The sequence below is a fragment of the Stomatohabitans albus genome (assembly GCF_036336025.1).
Lineage (GTDB): Bacteria > Actinomycetota > Nitriliruptoria > Euzebyales > Euzebyaceae > Stomatohabitans > Stomatohabitans albus.
Window position 1 is genome coordinate 123,730 of the sequence record NZ_JAYKKE010000001.1, and the last position, 17,364, is coordinate 141,093.

Annotated in this window: 12 protein-coding genes; 3 read left to right on the top strand and 9 right to left on the bottom strand. The window is 54.3% G+C overall.

Annotated elements, in window-relative coordinates:
* Nucleotide 1: 1 nt before the first annotated feature.
* Genes mnmA through VCU37_RS00560 form a run of 3 tightly spaced genes read right to left on the bottom strand, consistent with a single transcriptional unit; the run spans nucleotide 2 to nucleotide 3,657 of the window.
* Nucleotides 2-1,063 carry a tRNA 2-thiouridine(34) synthase MnmA gene (mnmA, locus tag VCU37_RS00550; protein WP_336248683.1) on the bottom strand — a complete coding sequence of 354 codons (1,062 nt, stop codon included), beginning with the start codon at nucleotides 1,061-1,063 and terminating at the stop codon, nucleotides 2-4.
* Nucleotides 1,051-2,256 carry a cysteine desulfurase family protein gene (locus tag VCU37_RS00555; protein WP_336248684.1) on the bottom strand — a complete coding sequence of 402 codons (1,206 nt, stop codon included), beginning with the start codon at nucleotides 2,254-2,256 and terminating at the stop codon, nucleotides 1,051-1,053. Before VCU37_RS00555 ends, mnmA begins: the two co-directional genes overlap by 13 nt.
* The gene (locus VCU37_RS00560) at nucleotides 2,257-3,657 is read right to left on the bottom strand and encodes a phenylacetate--CoA ligase family protein (RefSeq protein ID WP_336248685.1); all 1,401 of its coding nucleotides are present in this window, start codon (nucleotides 3,655-3,657) and stop codon (nucleotides 2,257-2,259) included.
* Between the two features lie 61 nt (nucleotides 3,658-3,718).
* Here VCU37_RS00560 and VCU37_RS00565 point away from each other — a divergent pair, with 61 nt between their 5' ends.
* Entirely contained in the window at nucleotides 3,719-6,526 is a 2,808-nt protein-coding gene (locus VCU37_RS00565) for a hypothetical protein (RefSeq protein WP_336248686.1), read from the top strand.
* A 63-nt stretch (nucleotides 6,527-6,589) separates the two neighbouring features.
* Here the strand turns inward: VCU37_RS00565 and VCU37_RS00570 are convergent, their stop codons facing one another.
* Entirely contained in the window at nucleotides 6,590-7,624 is a 1,035-nt protein-coding gene (locus tag VCU37_RS00570) for a M15 family metallopeptidase (RefSeq protein WP_336248687.1), read from the bottom strand.
* 73 nt (nucleotides 7,625-7,697) lie between these two features.
* Here VCU37_RS00570 and VCU37_RS00575 point away from each other — a divergent pair, with 73 nt between their 5' ends.
* Nucleotides 7,698-7,895, top strand: coding sequence for a Trm112 family protein (locus VCU37_RS00575; protein WP_336248688.1), 198 nt, complete (start codon nucleotides 7,698-7,700; stop codon nucleotides 7,893-7,895).
* Between the two features lie 2 nt (nucleotides 7,896-7,897).
* Complete coding sequence (locus VCU37_RS00580; RefSeq protein WP_336248689.1) at nucleotides 7,898-9,085, top strand: MalY/PatB family protein; 1,188 nt, start codon at nucleotides 7,898-7,900, stop codon at nucleotides 9,083-9,085.
* 58 nt (nucleotides 9,086-9,143) lie between these two features.
* Here the strand turns inward: VCU37_RS00580 and VCU37_RS00585 are convergent, their stop codons facing one another.
* The 5 genes from VCU37_RS00585 to VCU37_RS00605 form a co-directional block, all read right to left on the bottom strand.
* Nucleotides 9,144-12,530 carry a cell wall-binding repeat-containing protein gene (locus VCU37_RS00585; protein ID WP_336248690.1) on the bottom strand — a complete coding sequence of 1,129 codons (3,387 nt, stop codon included), beginning with the start codon at nucleotides 12,528-12,530 and terminating at the stop codon, nucleotides 9,144-9,146.
* 60 nt (nucleotides 12,531-12,590) lie between these two features.
* Entirely contained in the window at nucleotides 12,591-13,721 is a 1,131-nt protein-coding gene (locus VCU37_RS00590; RefSeq protein ID WP_336248691.1) for an EAL domain-containing protein, read from the bottom strand.
* Nucleotides 13,722-13,738: 17 nt separating this feature from the next.
* Nucleotides 13,739-15,517 carry an aspartate--tRNA ligase gene (aspS, locus tag VCU37_RS00595; protein ID WP_336248692.1) on the bottom strand — a complete coding sequence of 593 codons (1,779 nt, stop codon included), beginning with the start codon at nucleotides 15,515-15,517 and terminating at the stop codon, nucleotides 13,739-13,741.
* Between the two features lie 205 nt (nucleotides 15,518-15,722).
* Nucleotides 15,723-16,424, bottom strand: coding sequence for a DUF5684 domain-containing protein (locus VCU37_RS00600; RefSeq protein WP_336248693.1), 702 nt, complete (start codon nucleotides 16,422-16,424; stop codon nucleotides 15,723-15,725).
* A gap of 215 nt (nucleotides 16,425-16,639) precedes the next feature.
* A complete protein-coding gene (locus tag VCU37_RS00605) occupies nucleotides 16,640-17,338 on the bottom strand; it encodes a DUF5684 domain-containing protein (RefSeq protein WP_336248694.1) in 699 nt (232 codons plus the stop codon).
* Nucleotides 17,339-17,364 lie beyond the last annotated feature (26 nt).

Genomic DNA, 17,364 nt, shown 5'->3' on the forward strand with positions numbered 1-17,364 from the left:
CCTAGGCAAGGGCATGGTCAATCGTTGCGCCGCCTAAGCATTCATCACCGTCATAGAAGACCACCGCCTGACCGGGGGCTACCCCGAGTGGCCGGGCTTGAGGAAAATAGACCGTTACTGTGTCGCCATCCACTTCGATGGTGACTGGATACTGGTCACCGTGATAGCGAACCCGTGCCGTGAGGTTCTCAACATCGATCGGTGGGTCACCCAACACCCAGGTTGCACCGCTTGCTGCTAACTGGGCAACTTGGAGGTCGGTACGCGACCCAATTTGAACAACATTCCCACGGATTCCAGTTACAAACTTCGGTTCTGCCTGACCGCCGAGGCCCAGGCCACGGCGTTGCCCAATGGTGTAGGCAAACGCCCCGTCATGGGTGCCAACTTCATTCCCTTGCGTGTCCACAATCGGACCAGGTGCTGAGCCGAGCTGACGGTGAAGGAAGCCCGATGTATCACGATCAGGAATGAAACAAATATCGCTGCTATCTGGTTTGGATGCGGTTAGCAATCGGCGTTCTTTCGCCATTGCCCGCAATGTGGCTTTGGGATAGTCACCACAAGGGAAGAGCGTTGCGCTCAGCCGGTCTTGGGTGGCCATATACAACACGTAGGTTTGATCCTTGCCCGTGTCAACAGGGCGAAACATGTGCCAACGTCCCGTCTCATCTTGATTGAGTCGGACATGATGGCCAGTAGCCAGCGCATCAAAACCGGCGCTACGTGCACGGTCTTGAACAGCAACATATTTCACACGCTCATTGCACCGGATACACGGGTTTGGAGTACGTCCTTGGGCATATTCGGTTACGAAATCATCCACAACTTGTTCGGTGAAGGCATCATGCATATCCCACACGTAGAAGGGAATATCAAGGGCATCAGCGACACGACGGGCATCACGGGCGTCATCAAGGGTGCAACACCCCCGACCAGGTAGTCCCGATGGGGTATCGGCCATTTTGAGATGGACCCCTGTGACCTCATGGCCAGCTTCAACAAGGAGGGCTGCCGCCATTGTTGAATCAACCCCACCACTCATCGCTACTAAAACACGCATGAGCCCATGTTGCCTGTCGCGGCTGTTCCCGCCGCCATCTTCGTCAGGGCTGACACCGCTTGCGCAATATCTTGGGTGGTACTTGCCCACCCCATTGACAGGCGCAAGGTGGCCTGTGTTGGGGCTAAGCCAATAGCCTTGATCAGCGGGGAGGTTTTCAGCGCACCACTTTGACAGGCCGTACCCGCACTCACATAGACACCTGCCCGGTCAAGGGCCATCACGGCGGTCTCAGTGTCAGTATCAGGTGCGGTGAGGTGCACAATGTTGGCTACCCGATGAGGAGATCGAACCGTCGGTGTCCAGGATGTTCCGGTAAGTCCGTCAACAAGACTGTCACTGAGAACCTGTATCCGCTGCTGTTCTCTTTGCTGGTTATTCACCGCATGGGCAATCGCTTCACCAGCACCCACACACAGTGCCACGGGAATGGTGCCAGATCGAATGCCGCGCTCTTGGCCACCACCAAGTATGGGACTGATAATCGTTTTATTTCGACGCACGATACAAACGCCAACACCCTGAGGACCGCCGAGTTTGTGGGCACTTATCGCCATAGAGGTACATCGGGCAGCGATGTCTTCAAGGGGAACACGACCAATGCCTTGGGTGGCATCAATATGGGACCAAATGGGATGATTTGCTTGTTCATCGTGTACCGACATGGCATTAAGCCAATTACTGATCGGTTGGATGGCACCCAATTCACTTGTCACCAATGTGCCGACCACCAGACGCGTTTGTGGGGTTAGGGCTGCAGTCACGTGTTCGGCTGGAATAACCCCGCAATCTGGATTACCAACCGGCATCGGGGTACACCAAGTGAGGGTGCATCGCCCCTGGGTTTGGGCGTACGTCAGTGGCTCGATTACTGAGGGATGATCTGTGGCTCCCGCAATGACATGCGCCTGTGCATCGCCCTGAAGCGCACCAGCGATGGCGAGATTATTGGCCTCGGTTGCCCCTGAGGTGAACAGGACATCGAGTGGGTGGATACCCAACGCATCTGCAATACGGTCACGGGCGTCCTCAAGTGCTGTTCGGGCTTGGCGTCCCGCACGATGCACAGCAGATGGGTTTCCAGCATGGACCGGATCGAGCCAAGGGTCCATAGCCTCACGAACCTTGGGATGTAGCGGCGCACTCGCTGCATAATCCAAGTAGACGGATTGTCTATTGGGTTCCAGTACCACTTACAACACCCCACCCAATATCCGACGCGGACCGGAAGGAAGACGATGACTTACTTCAATGGTGGGTTCGACACCACAAATCTTGCCAATTTGGGCGGTCGCTATCCGTATTGACGGACGATCAATGCGATCTACTTGGATGACGAGCCGCTGGTGTATCACCGACAACGCGTATTCATTGGCTTGGGCCAATCGCAGCGCTTCCTCGATATCGGTCCGGATACCGCGAAAATCTGGACGCTCCAACGTTGAGCTATCTGGGCGTATCCCTGGCGGGGCAACCGACACTAACGGTTGCCAGGCAGCCTCTGTGATTGTTCCAACTAACCGCGGTGCAACCGACTGGCTATAGGGGTGAGGGTCTCCCTCGATAATGGCTTCTACCCGTGTGCCGGTAGCAAATTGCACCAGTGCGGTCCCAGCCCAGCCCAGGGAGGTGATCACCAATTCTCCAGGCCCTTGGGTAATCGGTTCCCCTGTCTCAGGGTCACGCAAGCCCACAATGTCTTTATCCCCATAGGTCATGAGCCCATGGAACTCACTGGGGTCAGCGTCTTCGGCCATCGGTGGCTCACCATAGAGCACCCGACCAGCCGCTGGACCCCATACCGCTTGGATACGGACGGGATGACCAGCAATCCGTTCACTCATCGTGGCAAGTTGCGCCCGAAGGCCTTCATCTGGTGGTTCGCCAACGCACAGTACGACGTGGATGTGAGGCCGTTTTACCCCGTCATCTAACAGACGCTCAATAAGGAGGCTCGCCTCATAAGTGGGTACGGCTACAACGCTCGCCGGCAATAACCCAAACCCACGCCGAGCAGGGGCAAGAACGGATTCACCCGTGCCTCGGGGATGGAGTGACGCCATGCGCTGCCCACGTCCTAAATGAACGATTCCCCAAAAATCTAGGGTTGGGCCGGCCGGAACTAAATTGATGAGGGTGTCATCTTCGTGAAGACCCAGTACTGCGGCAAGGTCTCGGCCACTTTCTAATCCTCGTTCCAGATCAGCGGAAGACCAGGCAATGGCCAGGACGTTATCTACCCCGGCTTCGTGCACATGAACTGGTTTGTAAGCGTGGTACAGCGCATCACGGCGTGCTTGGACGCTCGTACCGTGACGGGCGCGCCCAAAGAGATCCCGCAACCCTGCTTTTTGGCGAACTTCTCGTTCTTTTGGAGTCAGCATCAGTGCGGGATTACCAGGACCGCCACGCCCTGCCACATCATCTTCGGTTGCAGCTGGCACCTCTCGCAAGGCGTCAACGTCTTGAATTACAAGGTCAGCGAGGCGAATATTCCAATACGGTGCATAGGCAATTACCTCTTGACTTAGCCATTCTCGTAAAGAATCGTCTTGCTGTGCCCGATATTGGTCTAACGGAAGTTCGTTCCACATATCAACCCAGTTTGCCCGTATCCCGTCTATTATCGTTATAACTTAACGAATTGGAGCCAGCGTGACCGACACCAGCTCGTCCCCTCGTTGGTGGGACTTTGATGATTTTTCGACCGCCACACCTGCTGAATCTCAGAAGGTACGTCGTGGTGCCAAAGCTGAATCACCTTCAGCTATCTCTAGAGATGACGGGGAAGACCTCAGTAGTCACCCCTCGTCGATAGGGCTATCTGATACGCACGATGCCCCTGACATCGTGGCGATGCCAGCCGGCATGTTCAGCGAGACAGATACCAGCCGTACCGCTGATGAAGAAGCACAGGCCGCATTGGTAGCGAGTTTGCCTGACGATATGGCTGAAGCAGAGCGAGAAGCCGCTGAATACACCTCAGTGCCTCCTGTGGATACCACTCCTGCGGTACCGCTGCCGCCGGCATCAGATAGTCAGTCTGACTGGGACATCCCCTCGATGCCCGGATTCGCTGCTGATTTGCCAGTGCCACCGCCATCACCGGCACCAACGATCACTGATGCACTCAATGATCCGCTGGTGAACGATGATCTCGACACAGATTTGGGCGGACAGGAATCTGTCATTACGAGTAGTGCGCCAGCAGCAGAAACACCGGCAACCTGGGATGGGCTTCGTGAGACGGACCAGGACCTCGCGCTCAGCCATGATGAAGATGACAACACGGCAATGCCGGATTGGATGCTGAGAACTAGCGACGACGATGCTGACGATATTGTCCAACCCCTTGGTCTTGCTGATGATGACACCCTTGATCAGGAACCAAACAGTTGGGGTGACCAACAAGGTGCGCAACCAACCACGACAAGCGCACCTGATAGCGCTCAGGATGACTTCCCCGCCTTCTCAGTAGCGACCACCGAACCGTCAGATGACACGACGGTGAGTGAACCCGACGATGTAACGCCAAGCTGGGTAGATGTCGACACGCCAACCCATGACATAGCTGCATCAGGCACTGATCCCGTGGCTGAGTGGGATATTCCATCACCATCTGATAGCCATCTTGAACCCGTACCAACGAGTTCCAGTAGTGAAGATGCACTCCCGGCATGGGGAGAACTTGACGACACCCAACCATCATCAGACGAAGATGCGCTTCCTGCTTGGGCCAATACGGATGCAAGCGATTCAGACGGTACCGGTGAGGACTGGAGTACGTCTGATGAGACGATGGCATTGAATTGGGATAACCCGGGTGATGCATCCACTACAACCGATGAGGCAGAACCATCAACCCAATGGGATGAATCGGCTGAACAATACCCCTCCTGGTCAAGCGATCAGCCCGATCCGTCATCCATATCGGGTGAGTCAATCCAAGCAACCCAAAGCAGTTGGGATAGTACAGATGACCGCCCAGTGGCCACATGGGATACCCCTACCGACGATACGGCCAGCACCTGGAATGTGAGTGAAGAGCCCGAGGCGTCAGCTTGGGATAACACTACAGACGATACCTCACCAGCTTGGGGGAGTTCTGCCCAATCAGCCACCACATGGGATACACCCACCGAAGACGTGACGCCAAGTTGGGATGTGTCCGATGACGACGCCCGGTCAGGATGGGGTGCACCAGCTGGCGTAACACCTCCTCCCCCACCACCAAGCGGTCAGGTCGCGGCATTGCCCTTTAACGATGACAGTGGTGATGTGGTAGAGGATACCTTTAGCACAGCCGGTAAGGCATCTGGTGATGTGCTACCAAGCATCGAATCAGCACCCCCACCTCCTCTCGGGTCTGGCGTGCCCATGGCACCCGAAGATCTCCCTGAATGGATGCGCCCTGATGAGGAACCTGAACCGGTCATCGAAACCCCAGCTAATGAAGAAGATTTAGTTGCGGAAGAAATCGCAGCTCCATTCAACCCCGTAATTGCTGGTGTTGAGGACACCCCCGTCGCGCCGGTGCGTGACCCTAGCCTTATTACCGCACCCCTACCTGAGGACGAGGTTTCCCCACCACCGGGCACAGCGCCCATACCAGGACGCACAACGTGGGGACAGCCTGGACCCAGCGGTATTGGGCCAGCCCCAATTACATCACCCACGCTGTCTCACCCCGTACCTGATGGTGACCAGGCCCCTGCTGGTCCTGCGCTTAAGAAACAAGCTAAGGGCAGTTCGGTCAAACGTATCCTCATTGCGGTACTCGCAACGTTGCTTGTGGCCGGTGGTGCGTATGCCCTTTGGAACTATGTGCTGTATGACAAGTTCTTCGCGCAAAGTACTGGCGTTGCCGTGCTGGCACCGGGGAACTCAAGCGTGACGTTCCCTGCAGACCAGAACAATCAGGTTGAATGGACTGTTGAAACCCAACCCGGTGAAGCGTTTGTGTTGACCGTTGAGACACCGCCGGATGCGCAAATTGGGTTTATTGCGCAAAATACAGACGGTGAGGCTATCGGTGCGGCGAACACCCTTGATAATGGGCGAAACGGCTATCGGTTTGTGGCTCAGAACGAGAAAGGTGGACCAGTTACCGTTACTGCGCGTGCGAATGATTCCATCAGTGCGAATGTGTCCTTACATATTGCACCCTTCGCTGGTCGAGCAGAAACGGCTGACGGTGTGAATTGGCCGGTCAGTATCCCGGCTGGCCAGGCGGCAACGGTGAATATCATCACCCGTGGTGCCAATCCTCAAGTTGAAGTGACTGGAACCGACGGGAGCGCACTCGGCCAGGCGGAGTCATTCTCTGCATCAGATGAAGAGGAGCTGTACAACGCTCAGCTAGAGATACCAGCGCAAGCCGGTGAACAACAAATCGTGATTACCTTACGTACCGATCAGGCGTATGCGGCTACATCCACCGTCATTGTGGATCTGGATAATTAGGTCGTAGATACAACTAGAAACGGAGGCCCAAGAACGGGCCTCCGTTTGTGTGGTGCAGCAGTCCTACACCGGTGAACGCGATGCCGTATGCATCAATGCCGTGGTATTTTGTTCAACGGATTGGGGATCGGCAACAAAGGTCCAGTGCCATGGCTCTCGTGGAACATCTTCAACGAAGCCATAATGCTTTGCGTTTTTACGCATCCAGGCTTTTGCCGCATCATTGAGCTGAAGGTCAATAGAAAGCCCCCAACCATGATTGCTCTTGCCAGGTGCAGCTGCCCGCCCACCTTTGCTATACAAGCCATATTTTTCAACCATGCACTGTTGGCAGGCCACATCACGGTACGACGAGTTTACGCCGATATCGACACCATCACGTTTAGCGGCCGCTCGCATCATTTTGAATGCTTTCGCTGCCGGTGACCATAGCTCGTGGTCCCCAACCCCTACCGATTCAAGCTGATCAGCAGGAATCTTACCGTTACCAAACTCTCGTAGTGCAGCGGGAACTTTGCCGTCTCGTCGGTCAGGAACAGCAGGATGCGTACCGCGAGCCAGGGCTGCAATACCTTGGGCTGGATCATCTGCGCCAACCCCGATGGGTGGCTGACCACCATTAGTGAGCACTCCCCCTGGGATACCGGGAGCAACGCCTACTTGCGCCATACCCCCGACGAGTGCCTGAGCAGATGTCCCACCAGGTGTTTGAGCACCTGCACCGGTACCCACCGAGGACATAGCTCCGGCCTGGAGGATGGCGCTAAGGGCCTGGACCGCAGGCTGTGCGAGCTGGTGTGCACTACCTGTCCCGAAGGCACTTGAGCCAAGTGGGCTACTCACCAAACCTGATGATGTCATTCCTGTCGCCCCACTGCTACCGCCTTGGGTACCAAACCCTTGCCCATATGCCTGGAGTGTTTGGGCAGCCAAATGGGATTGAAAGGCAGCTGCAGACGAACCTGGACCAGCGGTTTTCGCCGGTGAATGCTGGGCTGATGTACTGCGATGGAACGGGTTATTTCCCTCAATTTCAGCGATATGTGCGGCAATGGTGCCAATGCGGTCACTGATTGTTCCGATTCCTGCGATGGCCATAGCTTTTTTCATCGGCATAGGGGTCAGGTACGTTAGAGTTCAAACAGATTGCTCATAGTGGTAAGGAACCCAGATGGCCGTTGCTCAAGATTTAATCAAGCTACTGGTTTGTGTGGAATGTCATACACCGGTCTATTACAAGGAACGTCGGAAACTTGTAATTTGTCCAAAGTGCGATATTCGCTATCCCGTCCGGGACAATATTCCTGTCATGCTCCCTGAACATGCTGGTCGTGGTCAAAATCCGCCACCATTTGAAGGAACGGTGTAGCCATGATAAATCCGATACATGCACAGTGGGATCAGATTTCCATTGCCCATCTCCGTGATGTTGGTGGTTCGAAATGGAGCCGTTTCCCCGATCATATTGGTTGTTTTATTGCTGAAATGGATTTTGGGATTGCTCCCGAGATACGTGATTGCATTATCGACTATGCCTCCTCAGAACGCCACGGATACCTCACCAGCCCGTGGCCTCAACAAATGGCTCAGGCATTTAGTCATTTTTGTGCCAATCGATACAACTGGAATGTGAACCCTGATCTCGTGGCACCCATACCAGATGTGCTGAGTGGGATGGAAATTGTTGTTGAGATGCTCACCAACCCAGGCGAACCTATCGTGGTACCAACGCCGGCGTACATGGGTTTCTTTTCAACGCTGCGCGCTATCGGTCGCCCCATTATTGAGGTGCCGAGCCGGCCTGAAGCACGTTGGGCAATGGATTTTGATGGCATTGATCGGGCACTGAGTCAAGGCGCAACAAGCGTTGCCCTCTGTAATCCTCAGAACCCGACCGGGCGGGTCTACACCCGCCAAGAGCTAGAAACGTTGGCCGACATTGTGGATAGCCACAATGCGATTGTCTTCAATGACGAGATTCACGCTCCCTTAACATATTTTGGCCATCAACACATCCCATACCCCACGGTTAGCCCGCTGGCTGCAAGCCATTCGGTAACCGCCACAAGCCCATCTAAGGCCTGGAATATTCCTGGCCACCGTTGTGCCCAGTTGGTCTTTACGAATCAAGCCCACTACGACCTCTTTGCTTCTGGCCCGTTTTATCGGTTTACTGATCGGGTACCAACACTCGGACTGTTTACGAATACCGTTGCGTACGCATCAACCCCCACCTGGCTACCTACCCTTATCCCTTATCTGGAACGCAATATTCGCTATCTGTCAGATGCCATTGCAGCCGGGGTATGGCCAGGGGTGGAGGCCGGTCGAGATTATCAAGAAGCCGAAGGCACCTATCTCGCGTGGATCAACCTCGCTCACACCCCAGCAGCAGGTCAACCAGCCACCTATTTAGCGGAACGTGCGAACGTAATGGGTACGAACGGTGTTGCCTGCGGTAGTGACTGGCAACACTTTTTGCGCCTCAACCTTGGCACACCGCACCCCATTTTGACTGACATCATTGATCGTATCGGTCACGTTTTAGCAGATAGCTAGCACCCCACCCTGCCCCGACATAGCTACCGAGCCGGGACAGTGGTGGTCGAGATACCCGTCACGGTGAAAGCACCGCAATCTCGTGGCCCAGCGTGGGATCAATGACCTGCTCTCCACCGATGAGCAGTACCTGTCGCGGGTTTAATGATTCGATGGCACTCCGAGTGGAATCGGGCAGTTGTGTGGAATCAGTCAGCAGCATGACGCCCTTTTTTGCTTGCATCAGTGGGGTTGCAAGCAAGGCGTCCGCCGTGGAACCTCCATTGGCGATACCAATGACCCCTGTCGGTGCAAGTGCGTTGGCAATGGTGACGGCTGTTTCAAAGCGGTTCTGTCCACCCAATCGTGTGTGCGGCCGATTCCCGCTGGTCAGTGCACTCACCGATTCGTCACGAACGGCTTGGGAGCCACCAATCACCGTGAGCGGTTGGCCAGGGCGACGTTGTACCTGGTCGCTGATAGCCGCTGGTACTGCACCCTGTTCAGGAATAAGTAAGGTCAAACCACCCTTACGGGCAGCAAATACCCCGCCAGTGAGTGCATCAGCGGGTTTATCCCCCGTAGCCACAACAATAGGACTGGTCGTTGGGAATGTTGCCGCAACGAGCGCTGACGTGTCATATCGGGTGGCTCCGCCCAGTCTAGTGATATCCAGATCGGCATTTAACGCCCGAAGCTGGTCAACCACGTGACGGCTCAATACTTGTTCTCCACCGACTAAGAATACTCGTTTAGGGGCAAGCGATCGAATACGCTCAAGGACTGGTTGACTTATGGCATCCATTCCACTCAATACAATAGGTGCGTTATGGGCGGCCGCCAAAGGCCCCGCAACAAGGGTGTCTGCCCACCGGCTGGACTGGGTAATCACAACCGTATCGGCATGGTCGGGATGGGTTTGTGCAGCCAAGGCAAGGGATGTTGCAACTCGGTCTGGTCCAGCCACACGCGTTACGGTATGCATCGTGGTTGGCGCGGTGGTTGGCTTAGATACCCACTGCATCCAGTCAAAGAGTTCATCAACCTGACCAAGCATGTGATGGCGCAATATCCGTTGCGCACCAGAGGCCACCACCCGCCCACGTCCCACATCAGCGGCAATCGTGAGATACATCGGCGTCTTGGTTCGGTAGTTGCTCGGCCACAATCCGCTGGTAATTGCACTACCAGAAGGAATCGTTTGAACGGCACGGAACGTATCAGGAAGGGTTTCCCACACTTGGTAAGGCTCTACAAGTTCGACTTGATGGGTCGCGCGACCAGGCATAACCGGATCTCGCTCACTCTGTTCAGCCGTGATAAGACCAGCAGATCGACGACCAAGGCCTACGGGATTTTGCTTAGCAAATCCCATATCGGTCAACATGAATTGACCACCATCAATGGCAATAAGTGCGCCACCTTTGGTGACCCAATCACGCACTTGTGCCGCCGCTGGTGCACTAATATGGCGTGTCAGAATGAGGACATCAAGGTTGTTGGGAACCTCGGGAGTTTTCAATAAATCCACGTAAACTGGCTCAAATCCCATCAATTCCAACCAATTCATATGGGCTGCATCAGACGTGATCCCCACCCGTAACATGCGTACTCGTTCAAGATGGTCGGGGAGGTCACCGGCCTGGGTGATATTCATGGTGGCCAGATCTGCACGAATATCGTTCAGGTGCGCCGCTGGGATAATGATCGCACCATTCTTGGGGTTGCGATACAACTCCACCCCACGTTTTAGCAGTGTATTCACGACACGAACTTGTTCGAGTGAGCGTGGCACCATCTGCCAAGGGCCCGTCATATCCGCATCACCCGACACAGGCGGAGCCGTTGCGGTGGTTTGGGGCAGTGACTGGCCTTGGGCGAGTTCATCCACCTCAACACCCCATAATTGACCGGGTGACCACGCCGCCAAGTCAGTGGTGCGATCCCCAGGCACCAGGGCACCCGAGCCAAGGGTCACTGACGCAAGCGCTCGATATGGCTGTTTGGCAGAAACGAATGCCGAGCCTTTGGGTACCGGTTTGCCATTAATAGTGGCATCTTCACTCAAATACGAGACGGTAACCCCCTTTTCAACCAGATTCGTAATTAACCGCTCAACATTGACATTGGGATGTTGGGTATCTGGCGCATGAATAACCCAGCCTGCCGGCCACGTTTGACCACTTGATCCTTGGGTGCCGGTGGCCGCTTGGATACGGTAGTTGATCAGTGAGGACGCTAATTCACTCCGTGTATCCATCGCCGCAAGCGCCATCGCATCCATGGCCCCACGGTGGAAGGCAATATTGCCCGCCACCGCAGGGTTCTTCCCATTGACTAGTGGCCGTCCAAAGGGATTAAAGGGGGATTCAACCGTCACCCCAGCACCATTCATCAGTGTGGACCACACCGAGGTATATACCGGTGCCCAGTCATCCCAACGCCCATTCGCTTCATCCCGCATGGCTACCCCGACCTGTTTCGCATCAAAGCCCATTGCCCGTACATCAGGTCTATTGATGATTTGCTCATCGAGCCGATGCAGCCACCCGGCCATTCGAGATTCAAGTAACGCACGGTCCATCGCAACGGCATGTGGGGTTCCAGCCGGCTCAACTAAGCCCATCGCATTGCCGCTGGGACTGTAATATCCATGCAAATCAAGGTGCATGACTGGCTGAAAACGCTGTAACAACGCTTGCAGTGCTTTTGTTTCTGGTTGAGATCGTGTCACCTGGTCACGGTTCAGGTCGATGCCAGCCGCGTTTCGTCGTGTACCTGCCGTGCGTCCATCAGGGTTCACCGAGGGAACGAGGACAAGCTCATACGCATCGAGAAACGCGTCTACCGTTGGACCGGTGCTTGCCCCTTCAACAATGGGATCAGTGCCCTTTGCGTTGGCGAGGTAGCGTGCCCAAGCCAATATCGCGTCTGTACCCTCACCCTCTGAGCCATGAATATTCCCGGTTACCATCAAGGTCTGGCGCCATGGGATCACAGCACCGGATTTAAGGTCTGCATCCAAACGCACAGGATCGGTACGTAACCGATCACGCATTGCTTGGGCGCGTTGACGTTCACTCGCATCTGCGTTACTCACGTGAATCGCAAAAACCTCTCGCCCCGATGCGGTGTTCCATCCTGTGACAAGATGGATTCGGTCACTTGCCTTATCTAATAAACACGCTTGTGTGAGCACTTCATCAAAGGGCACGATGCCAGTTTCACGAGTCATATCAACTGCAGGTTTCCCTGTGGTCGTTAAGGCACAGCCAGGAATGGGCGTTGGCTGTTGTTTGGCACCACGACTAATAGCTGCACTTGGTTCGTCATCAACCCCGTTACGAATGGTCTCTGGGTCGTTGCTTGAATACAAACGTTGAAGATCACTCGGTGTCGCGTTTGCCGGTAGCGAAAGGCAAGCTGCAATGGATAAAGCACAGATGAAAGCAGGATAGACACGCATACGTCAAGGACGCTAGCGAATACACAAGCGCTATGCCACCTACGTTAATAATTCTATTTTTTATTGGGGTGGCGGCCCATAGAGGGGCCCTTGCCCCAGCATGACTCCTGTAGAGGCAAAAAGGAACTCATCAGAATCATCCTCTATTCCCAGCCCAATGAGCATGTGCTCACCGTACGTCATAACATCAACCATGCGAGCCGCACGGGCACGGTTAGACCCACGAAGTTCTTTTAACACGGTGGGATGGAATTTCACGATGTCAGGTTCAATATCAACGAACTGTTCAAGGGTTGTTGCCCCAAATCCCACATCATCAAGCGCAACCATGCAGCCGATGGCACGAACCATGTGGGCAAACTCTTTAAAATGCGCCTCATCTTGGGTAAATGCTTTTGCGCTGATCTCTATACAAAGTTGGAACGTATTGGATGGTCCCTGTTCTAAGCGGCGGACGACTTCTTCCATCATCCCTGGCGTCATCCATGCACCAGGAATATTGACATGAAGATTGAGTCCACCTGACAAGGATTGTCCCATCTCCAAGGCAGTGGATAAATCACGCAAATCAGGGGTTGACTTCGTAACGAGTTCAAAGGCAACCACTTCTCGATGCTCAATCCGCACAATAGGGAGGGCTCGGATAGGCAAGGCTGGCGTCGGTTTTTTAAGGGTAGGTATAGGAATGGTGTCCGTATCATCCCAGGGGTCAGCTAATGGCGCACTCGAGACTGAAACCACCATGCCTGGGGTATGGCTTTTGGTAAGGACATCTTTAGCCCGATTAATGACTTCCAGTGCGGTGGCCCGACCAGGGTAAAGGTGACCGACGACTACCGAAATAATGGGATCAGTATCTTCTGGTGTGGCTGCACCAGAGACCAGCATTTGGATGCGCATTGCGAGGGCGCGACCTTCTCGGTTCGTTAGCCCTGAGGTAACAATCCCGAACTGGTCGCTCTCTAATCGCAGTACACGTCCGTGGGGTGGCACATATTTCATGGCCACACGAATGGCCCGATCCATATAAGCATGGAATCGCGTGAACCCATCGGCACGAACCATATCCACCCAGTTATCACAAGACACAAGCATTAACGTCGCATCACCGGCATCTTTCACATAGCGATCTGCGACTGCGGCAAGGTCACCTATTGCGACTTGGGGGATGGGCTCTACAAGATCGGCCATTGCCGGTACGGTACTCCCTATTTTGTCTGAGGTAGTGTACGTAACCCCAAATCGGTCAATTGTGCATGGTCAACGGGGCTTGGTGCACTACTCATCGGATCGTCACCAGACTTCGTTTTGGGGAAGGCTATGACATCTCGAATTGAGCTTGCCCCAACCATCAGCATCACGAGACGATCCAGTCCCAAGCCAATTCCACCGTGTGGTGGTGTGCCATAGCTCAACCCACGCAAGAAGAAATCAAAGCGTTCTTGGGCAACTTCGGGACTAATACCCAAGGTAGTGAAAACAGCTTCTTGTTGTTGGGCATCATGGATACGAAGCGAACCTGAGCCGAGTTCAACACCGTTTAGGACCAAGTCATAACAAATGCCAAGGGCTTCGCCAGGATGCTCGGCAAACGTGGCGCCAGGTTCAACGGGACGGGTGAATGGGTGGTGGAGAGCTTCCCATCGGTTGTCGTCGGCATTCCATTCGAAGAGTGGCCAGTCGGTAATCCATAAGAATGCCCACTGGTCATCGGGAATAAGTCCCAATTCAGCACCCATGGCGTTTCGCACCGCACCCATGAGGGCTTGCGTTACAGTCGTTTCTCCAGCACCAAAGAAGATCGCATCCCCTGGCTTCGCTGCACAGGCTTCAACGATGGCCACAATCTCATCGGGACTCATAAACTTTGACAGCGGGGACCGTAGCGAGCCGTTCGTCTCAACAACTCCCCAAGCTAAGCCTTTTGCCCCTCGGGCTTTGGCGAAGTCAACCCAACCGTCAAATTGTTTACGGGTCATCGTTCCGCCATCTGGTGCACAGATTGCGATCACTGATCCACCAGCATCAATTGCCCCCCTAAAGACCCCGACCTCGGTACCCGCTAGGCGTTCGGTAAGATCGACCAACTCCATCCCAAACCGTACATCGGGTTTATCGGTACCAAAGCGGCGCATTGACTCGGCGTAGGTCATCCGTGGGAAGGGGGTGGAGAGTTCCTGACCGAGTACCTCTCGCCAAAGGGCCGCCATAATCTCTTCATTCAGCGCATACATATCCTCATCACTGATAAATGAGGCTTCAATATCGAGCTGAGAGAACTCTGGCTGGCGGTCGGCACGCAAATCCTCGTCGCGGAAACAACGTGCAATCTGGTAGTACCGTTCCAAACCAGCAACCATCAACAGCTGTTTAAAAAGCTGAGGGCTTTGAGGGAGGGCGTAGAACTCGCCGGGCTGAAGTCGGCTAGGTACCAGAAAGTCACGGGCACCTTCGGGTGTGGATCGAGCCAGCATAGGGGTTTCAATATCCAAGAACCCATTTGCTTCAAGTACCTGACGCATCACAGAGGTGACCTTGGCACGCGTTTGAATACGCTTAGCCAACTCAGGACGACGAAGGTCAACATAGCGGTGCTTAAGCCGGATCGTTTCATCTGTGTCAATGCCATCTTCAACCAAGAATGGTGGCGTTTGTGCTGCACTGAGAATCTCAAGGTGTTGGGCCTCAACTTCAATATCCCCAGTGTCCAGTTGGTCGTTGCGCATCCCTACAGGACGCATACGCACGGTACCCGTCACCTTAATGACATATTCGCTACGCACATCATGGGCTGCGGCTACCGCATCATTGCCTTCCGGGTTCGCAACGACTTGGCATGTGCCACTCCGATCACGAAGATCAAGGAATACAACACCACCATGGTCACGTCGCTTAGCTACCCACCCCGCAAGTGTGACGGTTTCATCCGTATGTGTCGCGCGTAATGTGCCTGCACCGTGGGTGCGCATCGTGCCATAAGGGGTCATTGGTCCTCCATACCAGTTGTTATTCTCGGCTCGTTCCGTGAACAATCTCTCCCTAGCCTAGGGGGTAGATGCTGAACATGACAGGTGTTCTTGAGATAGCCCGACAAAACGCAATGAAGAGCTACTGCGATTCACATAGCAAGAACGGGAGACCACAGGGTCTCCCGTTCTTGACTGTAGTAAGCACTACAAGAATCAGTCGGTATTACTGACCAAATCCATGACTGTCCGACTGGCCAAATCCATGACTGTCCGACTGGCCAAATCCATTCCCGCCGGCTGGTGGCTGCTGTGGCGGAACAGGCGGTTGTGATGGTGCAGCGGGCGGCTGGTATCCACCAACATTCCCTGGTGCTTGCGCCGTGTACCCACCGTACGTATTGACGCCAACACCCATCAATGCCGGATCAATCCAGGGTGACTCCATGAGTACGCGTTGATCGGCACCATAGAGCGGACCCTGATATTGCGCGTTGCCACTAAATGCCAGGTAGAAATTGGTGAATGGGGTCAGGAGAACGTGGGCAATTCCAAACCCAGGAGATTGTCCAAAAACAATGGCTTGTTCATAGGTCATCAGGATGCCTACAATCATTGCTACTGGTGCGGTGAGGAAGTTAACAAATGGAACTGCACTCAAGAGGGCCAAGAGAATAATGCCACCGAATACATAGACCGGACTACGCCCAATCATCTTGGTCCAGATATAGATATTGTAAATCGGGATGATTGCCGCCCATGCGGGGAACCCGGCCTTCTTGAAGATGACGAACAGCGGGATGACAAAAATAATCGAAATGATTAACGCCACCAGAACAACAACAAGGGCAGCTGCGCCGACTGCTGCGGTCTCTTGCTCCGTAAGTTGAGAACTCGTTTGGGCAAGCAATGGGAAAAGATTGTGCATATATGTCCTTTTAGTAGGTGACTTTGGTTAGTTCCATTTACGAGACATGGACCTTAACACAGATACGTCATGTTGGCAGGTGTATGGTTCACCAAGTTCCAGTTTTTTGGATGGTTAGGCCAGTCGTCTTCTCAATCGTCCGACGATGTTTTCCTACGCATTACACATTTATAGGCATTACCTGGTTCGCCAAGGCAACTACTGCGGTGGAGCAGCTACTGACTGAACCCGTGATCATCAAATTGACCGAACCCATTCCCATCTGTGGGTGGCTGCTGCAGTGGAATAGGCGGCTGTGACGGTGGAACAGGCGGCTGTGACGGTGCAACGGGCGGCTGGTATCCACCAACATTCCCCGGCGCCTGTGCCGTATATCCGCCATAAGTATCAACACCAAGGGGAGCGAGTGTCGGGTCAATCCATGGTGGCTCCAACAGCACACGGTTCCGTGCACCAGCAAGTGGCCCTTGGTACTGCACATCGCCGCTAAATGCTAAATACAGATTGGTAAACGGCGTAAAGACCGCATGAGCGATACCAAAACCGGGTGACTGCCCAAAGACCAACGCAACCTCATAGGTCAATACAAAGGACAGGATCGTAAAGAGTGGTGCAAGGAGGATATTCAAGATTGGAACCGCGCTCAGCACCCCAACGAGGATAAATCCTCCAAACGTCGCAGCCGTACCACGCCCAAGCATTTTGAGCCAGATATACATGTTGTATATGGGAACAAGTGCAGCCCATGCCGGTAGTCCAGCCTTCTTGAATAGAAAGGCGAGCGGGAGGATGAAGAATATCCCGATAATCACAAAGGCCGCACTGAACACGATGATCACACCGAGTGCTGCCGCGGCGCCATCATCTTGTATCTGTGTACTTGTTTGGGCAAGTAGTGGAAAAAGGTTGTGCATACCTGTCCTTGAGGTCGGTGTCCATC

Excerpts from the sequence above, each read along its gene's own strand:
- mnmA (WP_336248683.1), bottom strand. The coding sequence starts at position 1,063 with ATGCGTGTTTTAGTAGCGATGAGTGGTGGGGTTGATTCAACAATGGCG.
- VCU37_RS00560 (WP_336248685.1), bottom strand. The coding sequence starts at position 3,657 with ATGTGGAACGAACTTCCGTTAGACCAATATCGGGCACAGCAAGACGAT.
- VCU37_RS00570 (WP_336248687.1), bottom strand. The coding sequence starts at position 7,624 with ATGGCCATCGCAGGAATCGGAACAATCAGTGACCGCATTGGCACCATT.
- VCU37_RS00575 (WP_336248688.1), top strand. The coding sequence starts at position 7,698 with ATGGCCGTTGCTCAAGATTTAATCAAGCTACTGGTTTGTGTGGAATGT.
- VCU37_RS00580 (WP_336248689.1), top strand. The coding sequence starts at position 7,898 with ATGATAAATCCGATACATGCACAGTGGGATCAGATTTCCATTGCCCAT.
- VCU37_RS00585 (WP_336248690.1), bottom strand. The coding sequence starts at position 12,530 with ATGCGTGTCTATCCTGCTTTCATCTGTGCTTTATCCATTGCAGCTTGC.
- VCU37_RS00590 (WP_336248691.1), bottom strand. The coding sequence starts at position 13,721 with ATGGCCGATCTTGTAGAGCCCATCCCCCAAGTCGCAATAGGTGACCTT.
- aspS (WP_336248692.1), bottom strand. The coding sequence starts at position 15,517 with ATGACCCCTTATGGCACGATGCGCACCCACGGTGCAGGCACATTACGC.
- VCU37_RS00600 (WP_336248693.1), bottom strand. The coding sequence starts at position 16,424 with ATGCACAATCTTTTCCCATTGCTTGCCCAAACGAGTTCTCAACTTACG.
- VCU37_RS00605 (WP_336248694.1), bottom strand. The coding sequence starts at position 17,338 with ATGCACAACCTTTTTCCACTACTTGCCCAAACAAGTACACAGATACAA.